The sequence below is a fragment of the Rhizobium sp. R86522 genome (genome assembly GCF_042466255.1).
GTDB lineage: Bacteria > Pseudomonadota > Alphaproteobacteria > Rhizobiales > Rhizobiaceae > Allorhizobium.
Genome location: NZ_JAXHBX010000001.1, coordinates 3,376,223 through 3,393,088, shown reverse-complemented (window position 1 = coordinate 3,393,088; position 16,866 = coordinate 3,376,223). Strand labels below are relative to the sequence as shown.

Annotated in this window: 16 protein-coding genes; 8 read left to right on the top strand and 8 right to left on the bottom strand. The window is 61.9% G+C overall.

What is annotated here, in order from left to right; genetic code table 11:
* The gene (locus SJY08_RS16400; RefSeq protein ID WP_069042441.1) at positions 1-1,224 is read right to left on the bottom strand and encodes a DNA recombination protein RmuC; all 1,224 of its coding nucleotides are present in this window, start codon (positions 1,222-1,224) and stop codon (positions 1-3) included.
* A 297-nt stretch (positions 1,225-1,521) separates the two neighbouring features.
* On the opposite strand from SJY08_RS16400, the gene SJY08_RS16395 reads away from it, so the two are divergent.
* From SJY08_RS16395 to truA, 5 genes are all read left to right on the top strand, one after another.
* Positions 1,522-3,030 carry a globin-coupled sensor protein gene (locus SJY08_RS16395; protein ID WP_069042440.1) on the top strand — a complete coding sequence of 503 codons (1,509 nt, stop codon included), beginning with the start codon at positions 1,522-1,524 and terminating at the stop codon, positions 3,028-3,030.
* 113 nt (positions 3,031-3,143) lie between these two features.
* A complete protein-coding gene (locus SJY08_RS16390; RefSeq protein ID WP_300889885.1) occupies positions 3,144-4,646 on the top strand; it encodes a globin-coupled sensor protein in 1,503 nt (500 codons plus the stop codon).
* 72 nt (positions 4,647-4,718) lie between these two features.
* Positions 4,719-5,231 carry a peptide deformylase gene (gene def, locus SJY08_RS16385; protein ID WP_112247513.1) on the top strand — a complete coding sequence of 171 codons (513 nt, stop codon included), beginning with the start codon at positions 4,719-4,721 and terminating at the stop codon, positions 5,229-5,231.
* 140 nt (positions 5,232-5,371) lie between these two features.
* Positions 5,372-6,316: a methionyl-tRNA formyltransferase gene (fmt, locus tag SJY08_RS16380; RefSeq protein WP_377276934.1), complete on the top strand. Its 945-nt coding sequence runs from the start codon at positions 5,372-5,374 to the stop codon at positions 6,314-6,316.
* Entirely contained in the window at positions 6,316-7,083 is a 768-nt protein-coding gene (gene truA / locus SJY08_RS16375; protein WP_377276933.1) for a tRNA pseudouridine(38-40) synthase TruA, read from the top strand. The genes fmt and truA overlap by 1 nt, the downstream gene beginning before the upstream one ends.
* Before the next feature lie 10 nt (positions 7,084-7,093).
* Here truA and SJY08_RS16370 read toward each other — a convergent pair whose 3' ends face one another.
* The 4 genes from SJY08_RS16370 to dapD all read right to left on the bottom strand — a co-directional run bounded on the left by SJY08_RS16370 (position 7,094) and on the right by dapD (position 10,230).
* Positions 7,094-7,690, bottom strand: a complete 597-nt coding sequence (locus SJY08_RS16370) for a hypothetical protein (RefSeq protein WP_377276931.1) — start codon at positions 7,688-7,690, stop codon at positions 7,094-7,096.
* On the bottom strand, positions 7,677-8,870 hold the full coding sequence (gene dapE / locus SJY08_RS16365) for a succinyl-diaminopimelate desuccinylase (RefSeq protein WP_377276929.1): 1,194 nt from the start codon (positions 8,868-8,870) through the stop codon (positions 7,677-7,679). Before dapE ends, SJY08_RS16370 begins: the two co-directional genes overlap by 14 nt.
* 113 nt (positions 8,871-8,983) lie before the next feature.
* On the bottom strand, positions 8,984-9,364 hold the full coding sequence (locus tag SJY08_RS16360; RefSeq protein WP_054149119.1) for a DUF805 domain-containing protein: 381 nt from the start codon (positions 9,362-9,364) through the stop codon (positions 8,984-8,986).
* Positions 9,365-9,369: 5 nt separating this feature from the next.
* Positions 9,370-10,230 (bottom strand): 2,3,4,5-tetrahydropyridine-2,6-dicarboxylate N-succinyltransferase, encoded by an 861-nt coding sequence (dapD, locus tag SJY08_RS16355; RefSeq protein ID WP_377276926.1) that lies wholly within the window; start codon positions 10,228-10,230, stop codon positions 9,370-9,372.
* Positions 10,231-10,368: 138 nt separating this feature from the next.
* Here dapD and SJY08_RS16350 point away from each other — a divergent pair, with 138 nt between their 5' ends.
* Positions 10,369-11,247, top strand: coding sequence for an LOG family protein (locus tag SJY08_RS16350; protein ID WP_377276924.1), 879 nt, complete (start codon positions 10,369-10,371; stop codon positions 11,245-11,247).
* A 39-nt stretch (positions 11,248-11,286) separates the two neighbouring features.
* Here the strand turns inward: SJY08_RS16350 and SJY08_RS16345 are convergent, their stop codons facing one another.
* Positions 11,287-11,970, bottom strand: a complete 684-nt coding sequence (locus SJY08_RS16345) for a calcium-binding protein (protein WP_377276922.1) — start codon at positions 11,968-11,970, stop codon at positions 11,287-11,289.
* A gap of 108 nt (positions 11,971-12,078) precedes the next feature.
* The gene (locus SJY08_RS16340; protein ID WP_054149115.1) at positions 12,079-12,798 is read right to left on the bottom strand and encodes a pyrimidine 5'-nucleotidase; all 720 of its coding nucleotides are present in this window, start codon (positions 12,796-12,798) and stop codon (positions 12,079-12,081) included.
* Positions 12,799-13,116: 318 nt separating this feature from the next.
* Here SJY08_RS16340 and SJY08_RS16335 point away from each other — a divergent pair, with 318 nt between their 5' ends.
* Together SJY08_RS16335 and SJY08_RS16330 are read left to right on the top strand one after the other, a co-directional pair.
* Entirely contained in the window at positions 13,117-14,031 is a 915-nt protein-coding gene (locus SJY08_RS16335; RefSeq protein ID WP_377276920.1) for an EamA family transporter, read from the top strand.
* Between the two features lie 321 nt (positions 14,032-14,352).
* Positions 14,353-15,849: an MFS transporter gene (locus SJY08_RS16330; RefSeq protein ID WP_377276918.1), complete on the top strand. Its 1,497-nt coding sequence runs from the start codon at positions 14,353-14,355 to the stop codon at positions 15,847-15,849.
* Positions 15,850-15,870: 21 nt separating this feature from the next.
* On the opposite strand, the gene argB is transcribed toward SJY08_RS16330, so the two are convergent.
* Positions 15,871-16,758, bottom strand: a complete 888-nt coding sequence (gene argB, locus SJY08_RS16325; protein WP_054149112.1) for an acetylglutamate kinase — start codon at positions 16,756-16,758, stop codon at positions 15,871-15,873.
* Between the last annotated feature and the right edge of the window lie 108 nt (positions 16,759-16,866).

Sequence of the window (16,866 nt, the reverse complement as noted above, 5' to 3'; positions counted from 1 at the left end):
TCAGTCCTCGTCAACAACCCTGAGCTTGAGTAGACCCGTGCGGCTCTCGACGGCGCGGCTGGGCGCATCGTCGCCATCCTCTCGTCCGCCGGGTGTCTCGAATTCCATGGCTTCGATCTTGGCGCCGCGTTTTGCCAGCTTGTCCGAGGAGGTGATGATCATCTCGACATCCTTCTGGGCCGCGAGGAAATGGCTCTGAAGCTTTCGCGTCCGGTCGTCCAGACGTCCAAGGTCCTCCATCAATCGGATGACTTCGCCCTGGATCAGGTGCGCCTGCTCACGCATGCGCTGGTCCTTCAGTACGGCCTGAATCACCTGGATGGACAGCATCAGCAGCGATGGCGACACGATCACCACCTTCTGCCGGTGCGCTTTCTGCACAACGCCTTCGAAGTTCTCGTGGATCTCAGCGAAGATCGATTCCGACGGCACGAACAGGAAGGCCATATCCTGGGTCTCGCCGGGGATCAGGTACTTCTCCGAGATGTCGCGGATATGCACCTCCATATCCCGGCGGAACTGCTGTGAGGCGGCCTTCTTCTGCTCCGGATTTTCCGTCTCCCGGATCACGTTCCAGGCTTCGAGCGGAAACTTGGCATCCACCACCAGTGGCGGCGAATTGTTTGGCATCCGGATGGTGCAGTCGGGACGCGAGCCGTTGGAGAGCGTCGTCTGGAACGCATAGGCGCCCATCGGCAGACCGTCGGCGACAATCGTCTCCATGCGCGACTGGCCGAAGGCGCCGCGCGTCTGCTTGTTGGACAGGATCGCCTGAAGGCCGACGACATCCTTGGCCAGCGACTGGATGTTGTTCTGCGCGGCATCGATTACCGCCAGTCGCTCCTGCAGCGTGCGCAGATTGTCATGCGTCGACTTGGTCTGCTCGGTGATCGTCGTGCCTAACCGATGCGTCATGCCATCAAGCCGTTGGCTGATCGACTGATTGAGCTCGGCCTGGCGGCTGCCGAACACTTCGGCCATGGTTGCAAGCCGTCCCTGCATTTCAGCCTGGGCCTTCAGCAGTTCCGCAAGCCGCGCTTCCGCAGCTTCGTCCCGCCGTGCAGTCTCTTCCCGCAATTCGGCGCGCAAACGTGCGGCCCGCATCGTCGCGATGACGATCAAGACGAGCGGCAGTAAAAACAGAAGAGCCACGAGGCCGATGAGGAACGCGGGCTGAAGGGTGACTGAGCCGATGGTCACTGCCGGAATGTCGAGAAGGGTCATGCGCGGGATGATAGCTGATTCGGACCGCGAAAACAGATCAAAGAGTGAACGGACGTCTCCCTTGCCGGGAAGTCACAGGTTGCTATAGCGAAAAAATACGCGCCTTCAGTATGTGACGATAATCAATCCTTCCCCGGAAATCTGGACGTTTTTCGTTCAGTGCGACCGCGATACGCTCGCGAAGGCAAAAATATGCTCTCCCCCGACAACTGAACATTTACCATTTTAGAATTCTCTGAATGTCGCTTATCAGCAATCGCTGATGTTTTTGTGAACCAGAAGAGTGAAGTACCGGCCATGGCGTCGCAAACCGAAAATGCAGATCTGAAGAACCGTCTTCGCTTCCTGGGATTGGACGACAAGGGCAGGGAAACTCTGCGAAGACTTGGACCGCTGATCCGCAAGAACATCGGCGGTGCACTCGAAATCTTCTACGACAAGATCCGCAAGGTTCCAGAGACCGCCGCTTTCTTTCGCAACGACGATCATATCAAGGGTGCCAAGAAGCGTCAGGAAGAACACTGGGGCATCGTCGGCACCGCAGACTATACGGACAGCTATGTCGAGGGTGTCACCAAGGTCGGCAAGGCCCATGCGCGCATTGGCCTCGAGCCACGCTGGTATATCGGTGGTTATGCGCTCGTTCTCGAGCAACTCGTGCATGCGGTCGTTCGCGAACGTTGGCCGAGCCGTTTCGGTCGGCGCAATTCCGAGCAGCTCGCTGAAGAGATCTCTGTCGTCGTTAAGGCTGCCTTGCTCGACATGGACTATTCCATCTCCGTCTATCTGGCGATCCTGGCCGAGCAGCGTCAGGCTGCGGAAGACGCCCGGCTGAAGGCGGAAGCCGAGCAGGCAACGGCGCTCGCAGCCCTGCGCGGCGCACTCGGCAAGCTGTCTGCCGGCGATCTTGAAGCCCGGCTGCCGAACGATCTGCCGGCCAATTTCGCGCAGATGGCCGAGGACTACAATGCGTCGGTCGATGCCCTGCGCGCGACGATTACGACCGTGCGCCATTCTGCCGACGAAATCTTCAAGTCGACGACTGCGATTTCCGATGCCACCGATGATCTCGCACAGCGCACCGAGCAGCAGGCGGCGGGTCTCGAGGAAAGCACTGCCGCGCTGCACGAGCTGACCCAGAATGTCACCTTGACCGCCGATGGCGCGAAGGAGGCTGCCACGGTCGTCGGTGCTGCCTTGACGGAAGCCCGCGTCTCCGAAGAGGTTGTCTCCCGCGCTGTCACCGCCATGGGGGCCATCGAGAAATCCTCCGACGAGATTTCCAAGATCATCGGCGTCATCGACGAGATTGCCTTCCAGACCAACCTTCTGGCGCTGAACGCCGGCGTGGAGGCTGCCCGTGCGGGTGAGGCCGGGCGTGGCTTCGCGGTCGTCGCGCAGGAAGTTCGTGAGCTTGCGCAGCGTTGCGCCAACGCCGCCCGCGAGATCAAGAACCTGATCTCGCAGAGCTCGACACAGGTCGAAGCTGGTGTCGGCCTCGTCAACAATGCTGGCGATGCACTCGGCAAGATCATCGTCCGCATCGGCGAGATCAACGACATCGTCGGCAAGATCGCGCTTGCCGCAGCCGACCAGTCCGGCGGCCTGCGCGAGGTCAACACGTCAGTTCAGTCGATGGATCAGATCACCCAGCGCAACGCCGCCATGGTCGAGGAAAGCTCGGCCCAGACCGCGACGCTGATGGAAGAGGCCGGGCGCCTCGTCCAGGCGCTGCAAGGTTTCAAGACGAGCGGAAGCCGCATGCAGACGTCGAACCCAGGCAGCAACTACCGCATGGCCTCTTAGTCCGGACTTTGCCCGTCACGGTCGCGCGGAAACCGCGCGACCGTTTAGAAACTGTTCAGCAAAGCGTGGCAGTTCTGACTGATACCAGCCAAACCGAAAGTCTTCATCACATCATGACCTCGAACACTCAGAACGACCTCACCGAACGTCTTGAATTCCTGGAAATCGATCAGAAGACGCGCAGCACGCTCGCCGAGCTTCGGCCTTCGATCAAGGAGGTCCTGGGCGGGGCATTGGACAAGTTTTACGCCAAGGTTTCAAAGACCGGGAAGACCGCCGCGCATTTCCGCGATGGCGCCCATATGAATGGCGCAAAGAGCGCCCAGATCGGCCATTGGGACAAGGTCGCCAGCGGCAATTTCGATGAAAACTACGTGCGCGGGGTCACGGCGGTCGGCAAGGCCCATGCCCGTATCGGGCTCGAGCCACGCTGGTATATCGGCGGCTATTCGATGCTGGTTGGCGAACTACTGGCCGGCATCCTGGTCAAGCACTGGCCTTTCCCGTTCGGCAAACAGCATGCCGCCTCGCTCGCCGACAAGATGCGCGCCGTGGTCAAGGCCGCCATGCTTGACATGGACTATTCGATTTCCGTCTACCTGGAAGAGCTGGAAAGCCGGCGCCGGGCGCTCGAGGAAGAGCGTGCCCGTTTTGAGGCCGATCAGGCGATCGCCATGGAGCATTTGCGTCGTGGCCTGGAATCGCTCGCCCAGGGTGACTTCGAAGCCCGTATGACCACGGACCTGCCTGAGAACTTCAAGGAGATGGCAGGGCATTACAACGATACGGTCGATCGCCTGAACGTTTCCTTTGCCGCGATCCGCCGCGCCTCGGAAGGCATTCTGAGCGGAACCGATGCGATCGCTCACGCCTCGAGCGAACTGGCGAGCCGCACGACCCGCCAGGCCAGCGGCGTGCAGGAAAGCTCCACCGCCTTGCAGCAGCTGTCCGTCAGCGTCAGTCAGACGGCAGCCAATGCCGAGCGTGCCTCGCAGGAAGTGCGCGATACGCAGCAGCAGGCGAAGACGTCAGGTACGGTCGTGTCGAAGGCTGTCTCCGCCATGGATGCGATCGAAAAGTCCTCCACTGAGATCTCCAAGATCATCGGGGTGATCGATGAAATCGCCTTCCAGACCAATCTGCTCGCGCTGAACGCCGGCGTCGAAGCAGCCCGCGCTGGCGATGCCGGCAAGGGTTTTGCCGTGGTCGCCCAGGAAGTCCGCCAGCTTGCCCAGCGCTCAGCCGATGCGGCGAAGGAAATCAAGCAGCTGATTTCCCAGAGCTCCGCCCAGGTGAAGGAAGGCGTCGGTCTCGTTACTGGCACCGGTGAAGCCCTGACCGACATCATCACGCGCATCGATGCGATCGACACCTTCGTCTCCGACATCGCGACCGCGGCCAAGGACCAGGCGATCGGCCTCAATGAAGTGAACCAGGCGACCCGCAACATGGATCTCCTGACCCACGAGAACAGCGACATGGTCGAGCGCACGTCGGACGAGACGCGCCGCCTGCGGGCCGAGGTCGCCGGTCTCGTCGAGCAGTTGTCTCAGATCCGCACCCGTGCCGACGCAGCCCCGCAGGGGCGTCGCATGATGGAACGACGGGTCGCCTGATCCGGCTCAGAATCGGAGAAACGGAAGCGTTTTTTCCGTTTCCTCCGTGGGGAAGTTGCGCTAAGGGAGGCCATGACCATCAAGCCTCTCATCATCCTGCCCGATCCCCTGCTGCGTCAGGTATCCGCGCCCATCGAGCGCGTCGATGCCGAGCTCGAGCAGTTGATCGATGACATGCTCGAAACCATGTACGAAGCGCCGGGCATCGGCCTTGCAGCGATCCAGGTCGGCGTGCCGCGCCGTTTGCTGGTGATCGATCTCGCCAAGGAAGGCGAAGAGCCGGCGCCGCTCGTCTACATCAATCCGGAGATCCTCAAGAGCTCGGACGAGCGCTCGGTCTACGAAGAAGGCTGCCTGTCGATCCCGGACTATTATGCCGAGGTTGAACGTCCGGCCTCGATTACAGTGAAGTCGCTCGGCCGCGACGGCAAGGAGACGGTGACCGAGGCCGACGGCCTGCTCGCCACTTGCCTTCAGCATGAAATCGACCATTTGAACGGCGTGCTCTTCATCGACCACATCTCCCGCCTGAAGCGCGAGATGGTGATCAAGAGGTTCACCAAGGCCGCCCGTCAGAAGATCTGATATCGAGCAAATCCAGCAAAAGTGCGAAGCGGTTTTGCGTCCGGAATTGCGTATAAACAAAATGATAGAGCATTGACGGCGCTCCGTTTTCGCCGGAAATGCTCTGGGCGTAGTTTAACCCGCGCTTGAAGGCAGACAGAATGGCACTTCGCATCATCTTCATGGGCACGCCGGACTTTTCCGTCGCGACCCTGAAAGCCTTGCATGCGGCAGGCCACGAGATCGTCGCCGCTTACTCGCAACCGCCCCGTCCGGGCGGTCGCCGTGGCCTGGACCTGCAGAAGTCGCCGGTGCATCAGGCGGCCGAAGACCTCGGCATCGAAGTCCGCCACCCCCTGAATTTCCGCGATCCGGCCGACCGTGATGCCTTTGTCGCGCTTGAGGCCGATGTCGCGGTGGTCGTTGCCTATGGCTTGCTGTTGCCGGAGGCGATCCTCAACGGCACGCGTCTCGGCGCCTATAACGGCCATGCCTCCCTGCTGCCGCGCTGGCGAGGGGCTGCCCCCATCCAGCGCGCCATCATGGCCGGCGATGCCGAGACCGGGATGATGGTGATGAAGATGGACAAGGGCCTCGACACCGGCCCCGTCGCGCTGACCCGCAAGGTGACGATCGGTCCTGACATGACCGCCGGTGAACTGCACGATGCCCTGAGTGTCGTCGGCGCCGAAGCCATGGTCGCGGCGATGGCGAAGCTCGAAGCCGGGACGCTCGAAACGGTCGTTCAGGCGGAAGAGGGCGTGCTCTACGCGGCAAAGATCGACAAGGCCGAGACCCGCGTCGACTTCGCCCGTTCGGCAACCGAGGTCCACAACCATATCCGCGGCCTCGCGCCCTTCCCGGGCGCCTGGACCGAGATCGAGGTCAATGGCAAGCTCGAACGCGTCAAGCTCCTCGCCTCGCATCTCGCCGAGAAGGATAAAGTGTTGGCGGCTGCCGGCACGGCCCTTGACGAGCACCTGACGATCGCTTGCGGTAAGGGCGCAATCAGCCTCGTCCGCCTCCAGAAGGCCGGCGGCAAGGCACTGAACGCCGAAGACTTCCTGCGTGGCACCCCACTCCCCAAGGGCACGGTGATCGCCTGATGCCCCGCTTCCGGATGACCGTCGAATATGATGGCTCGGCCTATGTCGGCTGGCAGCGCCAGGACAACGGCCACTCCATCCAGGCCGCCCTCGAACAGGCGATCCTGTCTTTGACCAGCGAGACTGTCGTGATCCGGGGCGCAGGCCGCACCGATTCCGGTGTCCATGCCATGGGCCAGGTCATCCATGCAGATCTTTCCCGCGCCTGGGAGCCGCACAAGCTGCGCAACGCGCTGAACGCTCATCTGGCCATGGCGTCGGAACAGGTCGCGGTAATCGACGTGCAGGCCGTACCTGATGAGTTCGACGCCCGCTTCTCGGCGCTTCGCCGGCATTATCTCTACCGGATCATCGCCCGCCCGGCGCGTCTGGCGCTGGAGGACAAGCGTGCCTGGTGGGTGCCGAAGCCGCTCGATCACGAGGCGATGCATGCGGCGGCGCAGCAGCTTGTCGGTCACCACGACTTCACCACCTTCCGCTCTGCCCATTGCCAGGCGAAGAGCCCAGTCCGCACGCTGGATCGCCTGGATGTCACGCGCTCCGACAATCTCATCGAGATCCGCGCCACGGCCCAGAGCTTCCTGCACAATCAGATCCGCTCCTTTGCCGGCACGTTGAAGCTCGCGGGCGAGGGCAAGATGACACCGGCCGATGTGCGCGCTGCACTCGAAGCCCGTGATCGGGCAGCCTGCGGGCCGGTCGCGCCACCGGAAGGACTGTTCTTCATGGCTGTGGACTATCCCGGCGACGAGCCGTTCAGCGGCTGAGGCTCAAGGCTCAACCCGGATAGACGCCGAGATAGCGTTCCAGCACCTCGGCAATGATCATGGCGGGCACGAGCAGGATCAGAACGATGGTTGAGACCATCAGCAACTGGTCGCCGACGATCATGCGTATGATGCGGAAGAGCGCCGCGATGACGGTGATCATCAGCAGAAACCACAACAGCGCCACGAGGCCTGCCAGGCCGGGCAGGAACATCATCAACAGGACCAGAAGGCCGTAGGAATAGGAGACCGGCAGAGCAAGCCAGTTGATCGCCACGACCATCGATGCGTATTTCTCGCCGATCCCGACCATCCAGCAGAGAATGCCAAGCAATATCAGCGGAAACAGCCAGTTGGAGGCCTCGACCAGCGCCAGGCGGAAGAAGAACAGGGCGCCTGTCTCCGTCCCCTCCGGCAGGCCTTGGAGATAGAGCAGCCGCCACCAGGCAAACGAGATCATGATCGCGGGCAGCGCCCAGAGCACGGCCCAGAAAGAGCGCATCGCGCCGCGGTCGGTCAGGTCGAGATAGGAGAAGCCTGACGGATCCTGCTTGAACAGCAGCCAGAGGCCCCTGAGATAGAACTCGACCTCTCTAAGCGTCGGCATGGGCGAACCACTGTTCGATGAAGGTCTGGTAGATCACGGTGAGCGTTTCCAGATCCGAAACGGCAACCCTTTCGTCGACCATGTGCATGGTCTGCCCGACAAGGCCGAATTCGACCACCGGGCAATAATCCTTGATGAACCGGGCATCCGATGTGCCGCCGGTGGTCGAGAGCTTCGGCGTCTTGCCCGTTACCGTCTCGATTGCACCCGACAGCGAGGCGATCAGCGCGTTGTTGCGCGTCAGGAAAACATGGCTCGGACGCTCCGACCAGACGATATCGTAGCCGATCGCAGCGCGATCCGGGCGAAGCTCGGGATCCACAGCCGCAGCTTCGAGCCGGCGAATGATCTCGGCCTTGACGCTGTCGGCGGTCCACAGATCGTTGAAGCGGATGTTGAACTTGAAGCGAGCGGATGCCGGGATGACATTCGTTGCCGCATTGCCGACATCGATGGTGGTCACTTCGAGGTTGGACGGTTGGAAGTTTTCCGTGCCCTGATCGAAGGCCGGGTACATCAGGCTTTTCGCCAGCGACAGCGCCCCGCGCACCGGATTGTCGGCGAGATGCGGATAGGCCGCGTGACCCTGCACGCCCTTCACCGTAACGGTGCCTGAAACCGAGCCCCGCCGGCCGATCTTGATCATGTCGCCGAGTGCATCGGGATTGGTCGGCTCACCGACCAGGCAGGCGTCCCAGCGCTCGCCACGCGTCGCCGCCCATTCGAGCAACTTCACCGTGCCGTTGACGGCAGGTCCTTCCTCGTCGCCGGTGATCAGCAGCGAGACCGAGCCCTTCGGCAGCGTGCTGGCTTCGACCAGCCGCGCATAAGCCGCGATGAAGCAGGCGATCCCGCCCTTCATATCAACAGCGCCACGGCCATAGAGCATTCCGTCACGAACGTCGCCCGAGAACGGGCCAGCGCTCCAGTCGGTCTCGGCACCAACGGGCACGACATCGCTATGGCCGGCAAACATCAGATGCGGTCCATCAGATCCGGCCCGGGCATAGAGGTTCTCGATATCAGGCGTGCCCTCGTCGCTTGCGACCATACGATCGACCTTGAAGCCGAGAGGCGAAAGGAGGCCTTCCAGCACATCAAGCGCGCCGCCTTCGGCGGGCGTGACGGAGGGGCAGCGGATAAGGGCCTGGAGGATATCGACGGGATTGGTAGCGGTCATGAAAACTTTTACGGGATTGACCGAGTGCCGGTTCAGCCCGGCCGTCGGTGCCTTGAGAAGATAAGGCAGACTTAGCCGATCCGCCGGAGCCTGTCACCCACCACGCGCCCCCCTCAGGTCGAACGCATATCAGGACCCGGTCCATAGCGGTTGTCATCCTCGACCGAGGGCCAGACGCAGAGCGCGAAGAAGATGATCAGTGAGAACGCAGGCATGATCAGGAGCGCCGCCACCACGCCCGGCATGCCGATGTCGTGCAGCCTCTTGGTGCCGAGCATCAGCAACGACAGGAGGGAGAGGGAAGCAGAGGCGAGGAAGAGCGAGAGGAAGCCGGGTGCGACCTGCTCGTCTGATTGGCCCGTGACGAACGCGATCACGGCCGCGTTCGTCATCATCCAGAAAAGGGTGCCGAGGATGAAGATGCGCCGGCCGATGCGCCCGTCCCAAAGGAAGAGCGCCCAGCCGACCGTCGTCTCTCGCCCCGGCCCGGACATCCGCTTTAGTCGCGCAGCAATTCGTTGATGCCGGTCTTCGAGCGGGTCTTTTCATCGACGCGCTTGACGATGACGGCGCAGTAGAGATGCGGCGCCGGCAGACCGTTTGCCATGACCGCATTGCCCGAGGGCATGGAGCCGGCAACGACGACGGAATAGGGCGGCACTTCGCCATACATCACTTCGCCGGTGGCACGGTCGACGATCTTGGTCGACTTGCCGATGTAAACGCCCATGCCGAGAACCGAGCCTTCGCGGATGATGCAGCCTTCGACGACTTCCGAGCGGGCACCGATGAAGCAATTGTCCTCGATGATCGTCGGGCCGGCCTGCAGCGGCTCAAGCACGCCGCCGATGCCGACGCCGCCGGACAGATGCACGTTCGCGCCGATCTGGGCGCAGGAGCCGACCGTCGCCCAGGTGTCAACCATGGTGTTTTCACCGACATAGGCGCCGAGATTGACGAAGGACGGCATCAGGACGACGCCCTTGGACACGTAAGCCGAGCGGCGGACAACGGCGTTCGGTACGGCGCGGAAGCCGGCCGAGCGGAATTCGCTTTCGTCCCAGCCTTCGAACTTCGACGGCACCTTGTCCCACCAGGTCGAAGTGCCTGGGCCGCCCTTCACCACTTCCATGTCGTTCAGACGGAAGGAGAGGAGCACGGCCTTCTTCAGCCACTGATGCACGGTCCAGCTGCCGTCTTCGCCACGGGCTGCGACACGAACCTGGCCGCTGTCCAGGAGGTTGAGCGCCGTTTCGACCGCGTCGCGGATCTCGCCCGTGGTGGTGGTCGAAACCGTATCGCGGTTGTCGAATGCCGCTTCGATGACGTGTTCGAGCTGGGCGAGATCGGTGGCGCTCATCTGAATTCCTTAAACTTCGTTGTCTACCGTGGGGATGGAACCGATCAGGATCTGATCGAAAATTCGCGCAAAGCTCTAGCGCATAAAGGGCTGGAAGAAAACAGCCGTGGGAGCTCTGCGCTTTGGAAAGGAAGAGGCATGGCACGGTGGAAGAATGGCAAGCACAGACGCAAGGACGGATCCTGGGATCCGCTGAAGGATAGCTCGACCGACAAGCAGACGGCTGAAGTCATTCCGCGCACGCCGCAATCGGCGTCTTCGTCCTATACGCTTGCCTATGTCGACGATGAATTCCTCTGCCGCGAGGAACTTCGGCCGGTGCGTCTACAGCTCGAATTGCTGAAGACGGAAATGATCCTCACCGAACGAAACATCAAGTCGACGGTCGTCATGTTCGGCGGCGCGCGCATCCCCGCGCCCGGCGAAGCTGCCTGGGCGGCGAAGAACGATATCCAGAAGAAGAACCTGGAAGACGCTTCGATCTATTATGAGGAAGCCCGCAAGTTTGCTCAGCTCTGCTCTGAGCATGCACAACACAGCGACTACCAGGAATATGTGGTCGTGACCGGCGGGGGCCCCGGTGTCATGGAAGCTGGCAATCGCGGGGCTCAGGAGGTGGGCGCCCCCTCGATCGGCCTCAACATCGTCCTGCCGCACGAACAGGCGCCCAACCCCTATGTCACGCCAGAGCTCAGCTTCAACTTCCACTATTTCGCCATCCGCAAGATGCATTTCCTGATGCGTGCCAAGGCGATCACCATCTTTCCAGGCGGCTTCGGCACGCTGGACGAATTTTTCGAGACGATCACGCTCATTCAGACCAAGCGTATGGCGCCGATCCCGCTGATCCTTTTCTCCCGCGCCTTCTGGGAGGACATCATCAACTTCGAGGCGCTCGCGGCCTTCGGCACGATCGCCCCTGAAGATCTAGAGCTTTTCCAGTTCGCCGAAACGGCCGAAGAGGCCTGGAAGATCATCGCTGATTTCTATGATCTGAACGACGAAGCGGCCCCATGAGGGGCCGCCGTCAGTTGATTTGGTGATGTGATCGCGCAATCAGCGCATCATGACCGGCCGCTTCGGCATATCTGCGGCGCTGATGACGCCGTCATTGTTACGGTCCATCCGGGTGAACATCCGGTCGGCCATGGCGGTCGCTTCCGCCTGGCTGATCTGGCCGTTCTCGTCGGTATCGGCCACCCGCATCATCCGGCCCTCGCCGCGCATGCCGTCTCGGCCACCGCGATCCCCGCCGCGATCGGCGCGCTCGTTGTGCCAGCCATGGCGCTTGCCTTCATGTCCTTTGCCGTCATGGCCTCGGCCATCCCGACCGGGACCGTCGCCGTTCATGGCCTGCTCCTGCGGTGCGCCACCCTGGGGTGGGGTGGGCGCATCGGCCTTTGCGGCTTCGCGTTCCGCCTGGCGCTCGGCCCGCATGGCTTCCCGGGCCGCCTTGTGCTCTTCGCGCATCGCTTCCCGATGCTGGCGCATCTCGCCAGGGATGAGCACGCCGTCCTTGTCGGCATCGATGGCGGTGAACATTGCGTTGCCCGCAGCCGTCGCTTCTTCCTTGCTGATCTTGCCGTCCTTGTTGGTGTCGTGCTGCTGCAGCATCTGCACGAACATCACTTCCGGACCGCCACGGCGCTCGCCGCGGTCCTGCGCAAAGGCGCCGCCGGCGGTCGTGCCGATGAGGAGGGAGGCTGCCACGGCGGCCAGCGTCAGGGTCTTGCCGTTCATTGGGATATCCTTTCGAGTGTCTGCTTCGATGGGATAACCGTAACGGCGGCAAGGCTCAGGCCCTACTTAACTCTCGGTAAGCTGCATGAAACTTTCGTAAGCTTGTGCTCACGCTGCATCGGAGAGCAGCCGCTGCAGGAAGCTGGTGAGATCGTCAGTGAGGTAGTCGACGATATCGGCATCGATATGCTCGACCCGCTCCCAGGTCTCAAGGATCGCGGTGTCGAGATTACGGGGCACGAGCAGCACCGTCTTCATGCCGAGTGCCTTTGGCACCATCAGATTGCGCGGCAGGTCTTCGAACATCGCGGCATGTTTCGTGTCGATGCGGTTGAGGCTCGCAAACTTGTCGTAGGTCGCGCCTGCCGGCTTCGGTACGTAATCGGCAGCGACAATGTCGAAGATGTCGTCGAAATGGTCGAGGATGCCGAGTGCCCGGGCCGCCGCTTCCGCATGCGCAACCGTGCCGTTGGTGAAGATGAATTTGCGGCCCGGCAGCTGCTTGATCGCAGACCCCAGGACCTCGTCGGGGAGAAGCGCCGAATAGTCGATCGCATGCGCCCGCTCCAGAAAGGCGTTCGGATCAACCTTGTGATGCAGCATCAGCCCGGCAAGCGTCGTCCCGTGTTCGTGGTAGTAGCGCTTCTGCAGAAGCTTCGCCTCGGCCGGCTCCAGCTGCAAAAGCTCGGACACGAAGGCGGTCATGTTCGTATCGATCTGCGCGAAGAGGTTGATGTGATGCGGATAGAGCGTGTTGTCGAGGTCGAAGACCCAGTCGCGCACATGGGAAAAATCGGCGGGCGAGGGGATCTTGGCTGGCGTGTTCATCAGGTCCTCTTGGGCAGTGCGAAAGGCCTGACGACATCAGGCGCGTTGCCTCTAATTAGCATTGGTCGCCGCTTCGGGAAGTGCTATCTGGAAAAGATGGGAAAGAAGATGGCGATTTCTGCAATGGAGCGGGTCGTGGTCCTGCAGGACCGCAAGCGCCTGCCCGCGCGTTTTCATCCGGTCAGCGCCGGTACGATTCGCCAGCGTCAGGCGTGAGCCGCAGGACCTGAGGCGTAAGCTCAGGCAAGACCTCCCCCCTTTCCGATTTCCTACCGCAAGCCGACATCCCTGCGCTGCGGCTCTTCTGGACGCTCTCCCATGGAACTTTGGGCCCTCATCACGGTTGGCAGCGCCTTCCTGCAAAACCTGCGCTCGACGCTGCAAAAACACCTTAAAGGCCGGATGGGCACAACAGGTGCCACCTTCGTCCGCTTTGGCTTCGGCCTGCCCTTCGCCTTCCTCTATCTCGCCATCCTGCATCTTGCCCTAGACCGTCCGCTGCCGGTGCCGGGGCTGACCTTTGCGATCTGGGCGGCCATCGGGGCGCTCGCGCAGATCACCGCCACCTTCCTGCTCGTGCACCTCTTTTCGTTCCGAAACTTCGCCGTCGGTACCGCCTATTCGCGCACCGAACCCGCGCAAGCGGCTTTGCTGGCGCTTCTTCTGTTCGGAGAGACGATCGGCTTGGGCACGGCCGCCGCAATCCTCGTCTCAATTCTTGGTGTCATGCTGATTTCCGTGGCGCGTACGGCCTTCACGCCCATGAGCCTCGTCACCTCGGTTGGAAGCCGTACGGCACTCATCGGCCTCGCCTCCGGTTTCTTCTTCGGCGTCTCCGCGATCGCCTACCGCACCGCCTCACTGTCACTGGCCCCGAGCCTGCCCGCGCCGGATGCCATGGTGCAGGCCGGCTACACGCTTTGCGTCGTCATCACGATCCAAACCCTGTCGATGTTTCTTTGGATGGCTTGGCGTGATCGGACAGAGCTGACCCGCGTCCGCGCTGCCTGGAAGGTCAGCGCCCTCGTCGGTTTCGTTGGCGCCACGGCCTCCTTCGGCTGGTTCACGGCTATGACGCTGCAGCAGGTGGCGGTGGTCAAGGCGCTCGCCCAGGTCGAGATGCTGTTCACCTTTGCGTCGTCGGTGCTGTTCTTCAAGGAGAGGATCAACAGGCTGGAGATTGCGGGATGCGTGCTGATTGTGTTCGGGGTTTTGTTGCTGGTGCTGGTGTGAGGGGCGATACCCCTCTCCCCCCCCCCTTGTGGGAGAGGTTACAAAATCGAGGGCCTGGCCCGATCAGGGCTAAACCTCAGATTTCGCAAGAGGGGGGCTCGGTCAGGGTGTTGCCGACGGAACGGCCCCCCTCACCGGGAAAATCTGAAGTTTAGGCGGCTTGCGCTCGCCTAAGCCTTCGATTTTCCATCCTCTCCCGCAAGGGGGAGAGGAACGCCGCCACGCCCGCCTCACCATGACGGACACCCTTACCCCGTTGCGACCCATCCCGCTGCGCGATACACCGTACGGCACAAGCGCGCCGAGGCCGGGGAGACAAAAGTGCACACCAAGATACCCGCGTCACCAACGATCAGCGCCGACGCGTCGCATCCATACCCCAAGCGCTGGACGGCTCTGGCGGTCATGATGCTGGCGAACTTCATGAACCTGCTTGATGTCACCATCGTCAATGTCGCGCTGCCGAGCCTTCAGTCGGAGCTTGGCGCGACCTCGAGCCAGATCGAATGGGTGGTGGCCGGCTATGTGCTCGTCTTCGCGCTCGGGCTTTTGCCGTTTGGCCGTCTCGGCGATGTCTGGGGCAAGAAGCAGGTTTTTCTCGTCGGTGTGGCGGCCTTCACTATCGCCTCGCTGCTGTGCGGCCTGGCGCCTGACATCGGCTGGCTGGTCGTCGCACGCTTGCTGCAGGGCGCGGGGGCTGCGGTGATGACGCCTCAGGTGTTGGCGATTGCCCAGATGATGTTCCCGCCGAAAGAGCGGGCTGCGGCCTTCTCCTTGTTCGGCCTCAGCGCCGGCCTCGCTTCGGTGTCCGGGCCCATCCTCGGCGGGTGGCTGATCAGTCTCGATGTACTCGGGCTTGGCTGGCGGCCGATTTTTCTCATCAACATTCCAGTCGGGATCATGACCATCCTGCTCGGCTGGCGTCTGATCCCGGCACTTCCGCCCAAGCCCGGCCTGAAGAACGATTTCGTCGGCATCATTCTGGCTGCCCTGACGATCTTTTGCATCATCTTCCCGCTGATCGAGGGACGCGGTTTCGGCTGGCCCCTTTGGTGCTTCGTGATGGTCGCGATGGCCATTCCCTTTGGCGTGGCTTTCGGCTTCTGGGAGCGTCGCCAGCACCGCATCAAGGCACCGGAACTTTTACCCGTGGCGCTGATGAAAAACCGCAACTATGTCATCGGCTCGCTGATGACTGCGACCTTCTTCTCGACGCTGCCCGGCTTCTTTCTGATTTTTGCGATGTTCCTGCAGCAGGGTTATGGTCTCACCCCGCTGCAGTCGGGCATGACCACCGTGCCCTTCTCCGTTGGCATCTTCATCGCTTCGTTAATTTCAGGCCGCCTTGGCAGTATTGCGCCGCGCATCCGTGTGGTCGTCGGTGTCGTCATGGTGGTGATCGGCATGGGGCTGTTGCGGAGCGAGATCCAGACTGTAGGGGACAGCATTGACCGCATGGCGCTCCTGCCCTGGTTCCTGCTCAGCGGCCTTGGCATGGGCATTGCGATTGCGCCGATGTTCCAACTCGTGCTGGCCGGGGTGCCGCCGCAGGATGCCGGTGGCGGATCGGGGGCGCTTCAGGCGATCCAGCAGGTGGGAAGCGCATTGGGGATCGCGATCGTCAGCGAGATCTTCTTCTCGGATCTGGCGAGGAATGCTGCCGCGGGGATGTCTGGACAGCAGGTTTATGCCGAAGGCCTGAGCCTCGGCCTGATCTACAACTTCGTCGCCTATACGATCGTGCTGATCGCGGTTGCCTCGATGCGCACAGTGACGCCGGGAAGCGAGAAGCTGGAGCGTCCGCTGCCGATCGAGTGACCGGCAGCGTTGAGATCCGGGTCAGGGAACGAGCAGCGTGCCTGCACCCGTCTCGGTGAAGAGCTCGAGCAATACGGAATGGGCGGTCTTGCCGTTGAGGATGACGACGCCCTGCACGCCGGCCTGGATGGCCTCGATGCAGGTCTCGACCTTCGGGATCATGCCGCCCGAGATCGTGCCGTCCTTGATCAGCGCATGGGCTTCGGCGACCGAGAGTTCCTTGATCAGCTTGCCGTCCTTGTCGAGCACGCCGGGAACGTCGGTGAGGAAGAGCAGGCGCGAGGCATTGAGGGCACCGGCAATCGCACCGGCAAAGGTATCGGCGTTGATGTTGTAGGTCGCGCCGTCGCGGCCGGGAGCAACAGGCGCGATGACCGGGATCATCTCGGAGCGGGCCAGAAGATCGAGCAGGGTGCGGTCGACTTCGACGACATCACCGACGAAGCCGAGATCGAGCACGCGCTCGATATTGCTGTCGGGATCACGCACCTTCTTCTGTGCCTTCTCGGCAAAGACCATGTTGCCGTCCTTGCCGCAGAGCCCGATCGCCCATTCTCCCGTCTGGTTGATGAGGGCGACGATTTCCTTGTTGATCGAGCCGGCCAGCACCATTTCGACGATCTCGACGGTCTTCTGGTCGGTGACGCGAAGGCCGTTCTCGAAGCGTGATTCGATGCCCATACGGGCAAGCATCGCGCCGATCTGCGGGCCGCCGCCATGCACGACGATCGGGTTGACGCCCGACTGCTTCAGAAGTGCGATATCGGCGGCAAAGGCCTTGCCGAGCTCGGGATTGCCCATGGCATGGCCGCCATATTTGACGACGATCGTCTTGTTCTCGTAGCGCTGCATGAAGGGCAGGGCCTGGACGAGAAGGCGGGCCTGCATTTCGCTTTCGGTCGATGTCATGGGAAACCTCGCATTGGATGGCGGCCTTTTAGCGCATGTGTCGCCTGTAGGGAATAATCGAGCCACAATATAAGCGGCACGTGACATGCTTCTTCTTCTCGTCGCATT

Bases quoted from the DNA above. Each gene is read 5' to 3' on its own strand.
- SJY08_RS16400 (WP_069042441.1), bottom strand. From the start codon at position 1,224: ATGACCCTTCTCGACATTCCGGCAGTGACCATCGGCTCAGTCACCCTT.
- SJY08_RS16395 (WP_069042440.1), top strand. From the start codon at position 1,522: ATGGCGTCGCAAACCGAAAATGCAGATCTGAAGAACCGTCTTCGCTTC.
- SJY08_RS16390 (WP_300889885.1), top strand. From the start codon at position 3,144: ATGACCTCGAACACTCAGAACGACCTCACCGAACGTCTTGAATTCCTG.
- def (WP_112247513.1), top strand. From the start codon at position 4,719: ATGACCATCAAGCCTCTCATCATCCTGCCCGATCCCCTGCTGCGTCAG.
- fmt (WP_377276934.1), top strand. From the start codon at position 5,372: ATGGCACTTCGCATCATCTTCATGGGCACGCCGGACTTTTCCGTCGCG.
- truA (WP_377276933.1), top strand. From the start codon at position 6,316: ATGCCCCGCTTCCGGATGACCGTCGAATATGATGGCTCGGCCTATGTC.
- SJY08_RS16370 (WP_377276931.1), bottom strand. From the start codon at position 7,690: ATGCCGACGCTTAGAGAGGTCGAGTTCTATCTCAGGGGCCTCTGGCTG.
- dapE (WP_377276929.1), bottom strand. From the start codon at position 8,870: ATGACCGCTACCAATCCCGTCGATATCCTCCAGGCCCTTATCCGCTGC.
- SJY08_RS16360 (WP_054149119.1), bottom strand. From the start codon at position 9,364: ATGTCCGGGCCGGGGCGAGAGACGACGGTCGGCTGGGCGCTCTTCCTT.
- dapD (WP_377276926.1), bottom strand. From the start codon at position 10,230: ATGAGCGCCACCGATCTCGCCCAGCTCGAACACGTCATCGAAGCGGCA.
- SJY08_RS16350 (WP_377276924.1), top strand. From the start codon at position 10,369: ATGGCACGGTGGAAGAATGGCAAGCACAGACGCAAGGACGGATCCTGG.
- SJY08_RS16345 (WP_377276922.1), bottom strand. From the start codon at position 11,970: ATGAACGGCAAGACCCTGACGCTGGCCGCCGTGGCAGCCTCCCTCCTC.
- SJY08_RS16340 (WP_054149115.1), bottom strand. From the start codon at position 12,798: ATGAACACGCCAGCCAAGATCCCCTCGCCCGCCGATTTTTCCCATGTG.
- SJY08_RS16335 (WP_377276920.1), top strand. From the start codon at position 13,117: ATGGAACTTTGGGCCCTCATCACGGTTGGCAGCGCCTTCCTGCAAAAC.
- argB (WP_054149112.1), bottom strand. From the start codon at position 16,758: ATGACATCGACCGAAAGCGAAATGCAGGCCCGCCTTCTCGTCCAGGCC.